Source organism: Sphingomonas sp. BK235 (genome assembly GCF_004345855.1).
Taxonomy (GTDB): domain Bacteria; phylum Pseudomonadota; class Alphaproteobacteria; order Sphingomonadales; family Sphingomonadaceae; genus Sphingomonas.
On the sequence record NZ_SLXN01000005.1, the window covers coordinates 332,207 to 339,215 of the forward strand.

Genomic DNA, 7,009 nt, shown 5'->3' on the forward strand with positions numbered 1-7,009 from the left:
GCCAGCGACTCAACGTACACACCATTCGCGCGTCCGCCCTCGCCGAAACAAGGACCTGGAAGCATGACCGAGCAATACGTCTATCGCTTCGGCGGCGGGGTGTCGGAGGGCAAGGCGGGCGACAAGAACCGGCTCGGCGGCAAGGGCGCGAACCTCGCCGAGATGGCCTCGATCGGCCTGCCGGTGCCGCCGGGCTTCACCATCTCCACCGCGATGTGCGCGCGTTACTATGAGGAGGGCGAGCGCTTCCCCGAGTCGCTGCGCGGCGAGGTTGCCGAGGGCATCACGCATATCGAGGGCGTCACCGGCCGACGCTTCGGCGACGCGGCCGACCCGCTGCTCGTCTCGGTGCGCTCGGGCGCGCGCGTGTCGATGCCGGGGATGATGGACACCGTCCTCAACCTCGGCCTCAACGACGCCACCGTCGAGGGGCTGGCCGCGGCGAGCGGCGACGCGCGCTTCGCCTGGGACAGCTATCGCCGCTTCATCCAGATGTACGCCGACGTGGTGCTCGAGCTCGACCACGGCGCCTTCGAGGAAGCGCTGGAGATCGCCAAGGAGGACCGCGGCTACACGCTCGACACCGAGCTGTCCGCCGACGACCTGCGCGGCCTGGTGGCCGAGTATAAGCAGCTGGTCGAGCAGCTCTGGGGCCGCGCCTTTCCGCAGGATGTCCACGACCAATTGTGGGGTGCGGTGGGCGCGGTGTTCGGCTCGTGGCAGTCCGATCGCGCCAAGGTATACCGCCGGCTCAACCACATCCCCGGCGACTGGGGCACCGCGGTGAACGTTCAGGCGATGGTGTTCGGCAACATGGGCGACACCAGCGCCACCGGGGTCGCCTTCACCCGCGATCCCTCGACCGGCGAGCGCGCTTATTACGGCGAGTTCCTCATCAACGCGCAGGGCGAGGACGTCGTCGCGGGCATCCGCACGCCGCAATATCTGACGCGCGCGGCGCGCGAGCGGGCGGGGGCCAAGCCGCTGTCGATGGAGGAGGCGCTGCCCGCGGTCTACGCCGAGCTGGCGCGCGTGTTCGACACGCTCGAGACGCATTACCGCGACATGCAGGACATCGAGTTCACGGTGCAGCAGGGCGTGCTGTGGATGCTCCAGACGCGGTCGGGCAAGCGCACCGCCAAGGCCGCGCTGAAGATCGCGGTCGACATGGCGGAGGAGGGGCTGATCACGCGCGAGGAGGCGATCGCGCGCGTCGACCCGTCCGCGCTCGACCAATTGCTCCACCCGACGCTCGACCCAGCGGCGGCGCGCGACGTGCTGACCAAGGGGCTGCCCGCCTCGCCGGGTGCCGCCTCGGGCGCGGCGGTGTTCGACGCCGACACCGCCGAGCGCTGGGCCGCCGACGGGCGCGCGGTGATCCTGCTGCGCACCGAGACCAGCCCCGAGGACATCCACGGCATGCACGCCGCCAAGGGCATCCTCACCGCGCGCGGCGGGATGACCAGCCACGCCGCGGTGGTGGCGCGCGGCATGGGGCGGCCGTGCGTCTCGGGCGCAGGCGCGCTGTCGATCGACGCGCGCGCCAAGGTGGCGCGGGTCGGCGGGCGCGAGCTGCGCGAGGGCGACGTGCTGACGATCGACGGCGCCACCGGCGAGGTGATGGCGGGCGAGGTGGCGACGATCCAGCCCGAGCTGGCGGGCGACTTCGGCACGCTGATGGAATGGGCCGACGCGGTGCGCCGCCTCAAGGTGCGCGCCAATGCCGAGACGCCGGCGGACTGCCGCACCGCGCGCGACTTTGGCGCCGAGGGCGTCGGGCTGTGCCGCACCGAGCATATGTTCTTCGAGAGCGACCGCATCACCGCGGTGCGCCAGATGATCCTGGCGAGCGACGAGCGCGGCCGGCGCGCCGCCTTGGAGAAGCTGTTGCCGGCGCAGCGCGCCGACTTCACCGCGATCTTCGAGGTGATGGCCGGGCTGCCGGTGACGGTGCGGCTGCTCGACCCGCCGCTCCACGAGTTCCTGCCGCACGAGGAGAAGGAGTTCGCCGAGGTCGCCGAGGCGGCCGGGGTGGCGGTGGACGTGCTCCAGCGCCGCGCCGCCGAGCTGCACGAGTTCAACCCGATGCTGGGGCATCGCGGCTGCCGGCTCGGGGTGACCTATCCCGAGATCTACGAGACCCAGGCGCGCGCGATCTTCGAGGCCGCGCTCGACGTGGCGGAGAAGAGCGGGGAGGCGCCGATCCCCGAGGTGATGATCCCGCTGGTCGCGACCAAGCGCGAGCTCGACCTGATGAAGGCAGTGGTCGACCGCGCTGCCGAGGCGGTGTTCGCGGAGCGCGGGCGGCGGGTGGAGTATCTGGTCGGCACGATGATCGAGCTGCCGCGCGCCGCGCTCAAGGCCGGTGAGATCGCCGCGAGCGGCGAGTTCTTCTCGTTCGGTACTAACGACCTCACTCAGACGACGCTGGGCGTGAGCCGCGACGACGCGGCGCGCTTCCTCGGCGCGTACGTGGAGCAGGGGATCTACGCGCGCGACCCGTTCGTCAGTCTCGACGTCGAGGGGGTGGGCGAGCTGGTCGCGCTGGCGGCCGAGCGCGGGCGCGCGACGCGGCCGGGGATCAAGCTCGGCATCTGCGGCGAACATGGCGGCGACCCGGCGTCGATCGCCTTCTGCGAGCAGGTCGGGTTGGATTACGTCTCGGCCTCGCCGTACCGCGTGCCGATCGCTCGGCTGGCGGCGGCGCAGGCGGCGCAGGCGGCGCGCTAGAGGCTGACTCCCGCGCTCATGCCAGAGCGGGAGCCCAGCGCGGCGGGCGTGACGCTCGTGGCTCAGGGCTCCTGCGTCCGCAGGAGCTGCCGGCTGGTTCACACCAGGTGGATCACGCCAGGCGTTTGATCCCGCTCCTCTGAAGCGGCAACGTGCTCCGGCGAACGCCGGAGCCCGGGGGCACCGACGCTATGGCCCGCCGCTCTGGGGCTCCCGCGAGCGCGGGAGTAGGGTGCGGCTTGGGTATACCAACCTCTTCGGACGCCCCGGTCAGGGATCGAGCGGGTCGAGCGGGTCGATCCGGAGCGACTCGCGCGCCGGGCGGAACTCGATCGCGCCGGGCGAGCGCCGCGGGCCGATCGCTCCCGGCAGATAGCCCAGCTCGCGCCGGTTACGCGCGGCGAAAGCGGCGCCCTCGATGTAGCGGCTCTGTTCGGGGTTGCAGACGATCAGCGCGGGGCGGTCGGGCGGGGCGCCGAGCGCGACCAGCTCGCGCGTCGCGTCGCGCAGGTTTGTCGTGGTGTGGCGGGCAAAGGGTTCGAGCACGATCGCCTCGGCCGGCACACCGTAGCGCTCGATCAGCGCCCGGCGCATCTCCACCGCCTCGGTGAAGCGGGTCGCTCGCGGGTGGGCGCGGCCGCCGCTGACGATGATCAGCGCGGCATCGCCCGCGGCATAAAGCTCGGCAGCGAGACGGACGTGGTACTGGCCGCCGGGGCTGAGCGGCATGTCGGGCACCTCCGGTCCGACCCCGGTGACGATCAGCGCGGTGTAGCGATAGCGTGACCAGTCGAGCGCGCGGGCGCGGCGGCGGGCGGGGGCGTCGAGCGCGGTGTCGTCGCGGACCGCGTCGGTGCGGTCGTTGGTCTGGAGCAGCGCCAGCGCGAGCTCGACGCTCGGATCGAGTGCGCCGGCGCGCTGGGTGGCGGCGAGCGCGACGGCGGCGCGCAGCCGCGTCTTCGCCTCGGCGCTGTCGGCGGCGACCTCGGGGCCGTCGATCGCCGGGTAGCGCGGCGCGACGCCGAGCGCGTAGATGTCGAGGATCGCGGTGACGCCGCGCAGCTCGCGACCGAGCTGCACCGCCGCGCCATCGTCGGCCACGGCCGGCGAGGCGCCGGCAGGCGGGCGGGCCGCCGCGGCGAACGAGGCGATCTCCGCCGCCTCCCAGCGCGATGCGCGCGCGACGCAGGCGGCATCATCGCCGCAGGCGCTCACCCGTGCGGCGCGAGCGCGACGCAGCGGCTCGGGCACCGCGCCCGCGCCCAGCCGCGCGAGCAGCGGGAACAGCCGCGCCGCCAGCGCCTCGCTCGAGCGGTCGCGCACCGGCACCGCGGTGGCGCGCGCCGACGCACCCGCGGCGAGCGGGACCGCCGCCGCGAGCAGCAGCGCGACCGCGCGCGCGCTCACCACGAGCGGGTCACCACCAGCCGCACGTTGCGCCCGAAGATCGGGCGGCCGTAAATGGCGTTGGCGGTGCCCTGGCCGCTGAGATTGTCGGTGCGCGTATTGCCCTCCGTCAGCCCCTTGGCGTTGGTGAGATTGTCGCCGACCACCTGCACCTGCCAGTCGCCCCGCGTGGCAGTCACGCCCGCGCCGAAGGTGGAATAGGACGGCAGCGCGGTGTTGTTGTAGATGTCGACGTAGCGCTTCCCCATATAGTTCCAGCGGCCGTACAGGTCGATGTCGGTGTCGCCCGCGGCGAAGCGGAAGGTCGGGCGCAGGTTGCCGTACACCTTGGGCTCGCGCACGATCTGCTTGCCCTCGGCGGCCTGCGGGTCGGCGCCGGTGCTGCTGCGGAAGTTGCGATATTCGGGGCTGCTGACCGTCAGCGCGGCGTTGAGCTGGAACCAGTCGGTTGCCTTGAGCAGGCCGTCGAGCTCGACGCCCTTGATCTGCGCCTCGCCGATGAAGGGCACGTTGACGTCGTTGCGCCCGGTGGTCGGGTCGAAGGCGAGGAACGAGGCGTTGAGCGGATCGAAGTTGGTGTAGAAGCCGGTGGCGTAGAGGTACGAGCCGCCCGATTGCAGCTTGATGCCGACCTCATATTGGTCGGCCTTGGTGGTGATGATCGTCGGGTTGATCGAATAGGTCACCTGCATCGACGGCGGCGTCTCCAGGTGCGAGGCGCGCGCGTAGAGGCCGAAGTGGCGCGTGAAGTCGTAGTTCACGCCCGCGGTCCAGTTGGTGATGTTGGGCTTGAGCGTGCGGTTGGTGACGGTGCCGGTGAAGCCGCGCGTGGCATTGTCCGCCAGCGTGGTCGGGTCGCCGAGATTGTACTGCGCGGTGTTGGCGGCATAGCCGGCGTAGTCGTAGCGCTCGTGGCGGATGCCCGCGTCGACGCGCAACCCGCGCACGACCTCCCAGGTGTCGTTGGCGTAGAGCGCGACCATCTTGGCGTCGGCGTCGCCCTTGGTCAGCGTCGCTGCATAGTTGAGCGCGCCATTGTCGGTGACTCGGCCGAGCACGGCGCCCGTGGCGGAATAGGCCACGAGGTCGAGCGTACGCGGCTTGCCCGCCACCTCGATCAGATAGTTCTGGTAGATCGACTCGGCGCTGGCGCCATAGGCGCTCGCGTAGACCCCGACCTTGAGGTCGTGCCGCCCGATCCCGGTGTCGAACGCGCGCGCGACGCTGAGATCGCCCTGCGCCGAGTAGAAGCGCGAGTGGATGTCACGATACTGGCCCTGCACCACCAGCCCCGGGGCGGCATAAGGGTCGTAGACCGTGTTGGTCCCCGCGAGGACATAGCCCATCGACGCGACCGGCCCGAAGGCGGCGCGCGAGGCGGTGAGATAGGAATTGGCGAAGGCGTTGCCGTCGCTCGGGTTGGTGGTCGAGTAGAAGGCGGTGAAGTCGAGCCTGCCCTTGGTGAAACCCGCCTTGGCGGAGATCAGCCAGTCGCCGAGGTCGGTGTCATATTGCACGCCGGCGTTGAACATCTGCATGTGGCGCCCGGTGGCGAGGTCACTCGAGCGGCCCTGGATCACGCCGGCACCGTCGCGATATTTCAGGTTCACGTCGCGCAGCGCGGGCGAGTTCATCGTGCCGCTGAAATAATCGATGTAGCGATCGAGCGAGCGGCTCGGGTCGCGCGGGTCCGCGGTCGGGATCGGCAGGTAGAAGACGTTGTGGTCGTTGACGTAGTTGGCGCTGACCTTGAGCGTGCCGGTGCCCGTGTCGTGCGTGAGGTTGGCGCGGATCTGGCCGCCGCGGTCGTTGGGGAAGCCGTTGTCGCGATAGCCGTCATGGTAGCGCAGAAAGCCGCCGATCGCGTAATGCGTGCTGTCGTCGAGCCTGCCCGACTGGACCGCGTCGAGCCGGTACAGCCCGGTGTCGCCGAGCGTCACGCGTGCCTTGCCGCGCGCTTCGTCGCGACCGGTGACGGTCACCGCGTTGACGATCGCGCCCGAGTAGCTGGCGTAGACAGGGGCGGGGCCGCCGCGCACCACTTCGAGCCGCTCGGTCATCAGGTCGGGGCGGATCAGCGCGTCGCCGCGGAAGAAGAAGCCGTCATTCTCGTGGAACAGCGGCAGGCCGTCCTGCTGGAAGCTGACGAAGCCGCCGTCGTTGGGCAGGCCGCGGATGCGGTAGATGTTCTGCACCTCGCCGCCGGTCGACTCGGTCTGGAAGCCGGGGAGCTGGCCGATCAGGTCGGCGGTGTTGAGCGGCGCGATGCGCTGTATCTCCTCCTGCGACACCGAGTTGATCGCGTAGGAGACGTCGAAGCGGCGCTCGGCGCGGGTCGAACCGGTGACGATGATGTCGTCCGCCGCGGTGTCGGCGCCCTGCGGCGCGGCGGCTTCCTGCGCCAGCGCGGCGGGCGCCGCCAGACAGATGGCCATAGCGGCCGTGCAAGCGAGCACGTGCTTTCTCACGATAGGTCCCCAATATGTCGTTGATACGGCGTTGCGCCGTTGCGGCGGGGGCTAGGTGCGGGCGGTGACGATCCGGTGACAATCCAGCGTCTTCTCAGTGACATGGGATCGGTTCCGCCGCCCAAGCACATTTTTGCATTTTTCCGTTGACGGCCTGTTGGACCGCTCATATAAGCCGACTTCTCGACGGGGCGGGCCACTCGCTGGAACGCTCCATCGATCAGCGCTAGACCAGGTGCCAGCGTCGCTCCGGTAAAAGGGAGTTTGACGGGGCGCCGGTTTTTCGCGGCTCTTTGACATTGTAGGTTGAGATGAAGGGACATGTGGACGGTGGTCTGCGGGTCTTGTGCATTCAAGGTGCACGGGGGTCGTCAGAGCATAAGTCGTTTCATGTGTCCTTCACG

At 70.3% G+C, this 7,009-nt stretch carries 3 protein-coding genes; 1 reads left to right on the plus strand and 2 read right to left on the minus strand.

Going from position 1 to position 7,009, the window contains the following annotated elements; all coding sequences use genetic code 11:
• Window positions 1-63: 63 nt before the first annotated feature.
• Window positions 64-2,730 (plus strand): pyruvate, phosphate dikinase, encoded by a 2,667-nt coding sequence (gene ppdK, locus EV292_RS15095; protein ID WP_132910049.1) that lies wholly within the window; start codon window positions 64-66, stop codon window positions 2,728-2,730.
• Window positions 2,731-3,000: 270 nt separating this feature from the next.
• On the opposite strand, the gene EV292_RS15100 is transcribed toward ppdK, so the two are convergent.
• Window positions 3,001-4,137 carry a YdcF family protein gene (locus tag EV292_RS15100; protein ID WP_243693798.1) on the minus strand — a complete coding sequence of 379 codons (1,137 nt, stop codon included), beginning with the start codon at window positions 4,135-4,137 and terminating at the stop codon, window positions 3,001-3,003.
• Entirely contained in the window at window positions 4,134-6,572 is a 2,439-nt protein-coding gene (locus tag EV292_RS15105) for a TonB-dependent receptor (RefSeq protein ID WP_132910051.1), read from the minus strand. The genes EV292_RS15100 and EV292_RS15105 overlap by 4 nt, the downstream gene beginning before the upstream one ends.
• Between the last annotated feature and the right edge of the window lie 437 nt (window positions 6,573-7,009).

Excerpts from the sequence above, each read along its gene's own strand:
- ppdK (WP_132910049.1), top strand. The coding sequence starts at position 64 with ATGACCGAGCAATACGTCTATCGCTTCGGCGGCGGGGTGTCGGAGGGC.
- EV292_RS15105 (WP_132910051.1), bottom strand. The coding sequence starts at position 6,572 with ATGGCCATCTGTCTGGCGGCGCCCGCCGCGCTGGCGCAGGAAGCCGCC.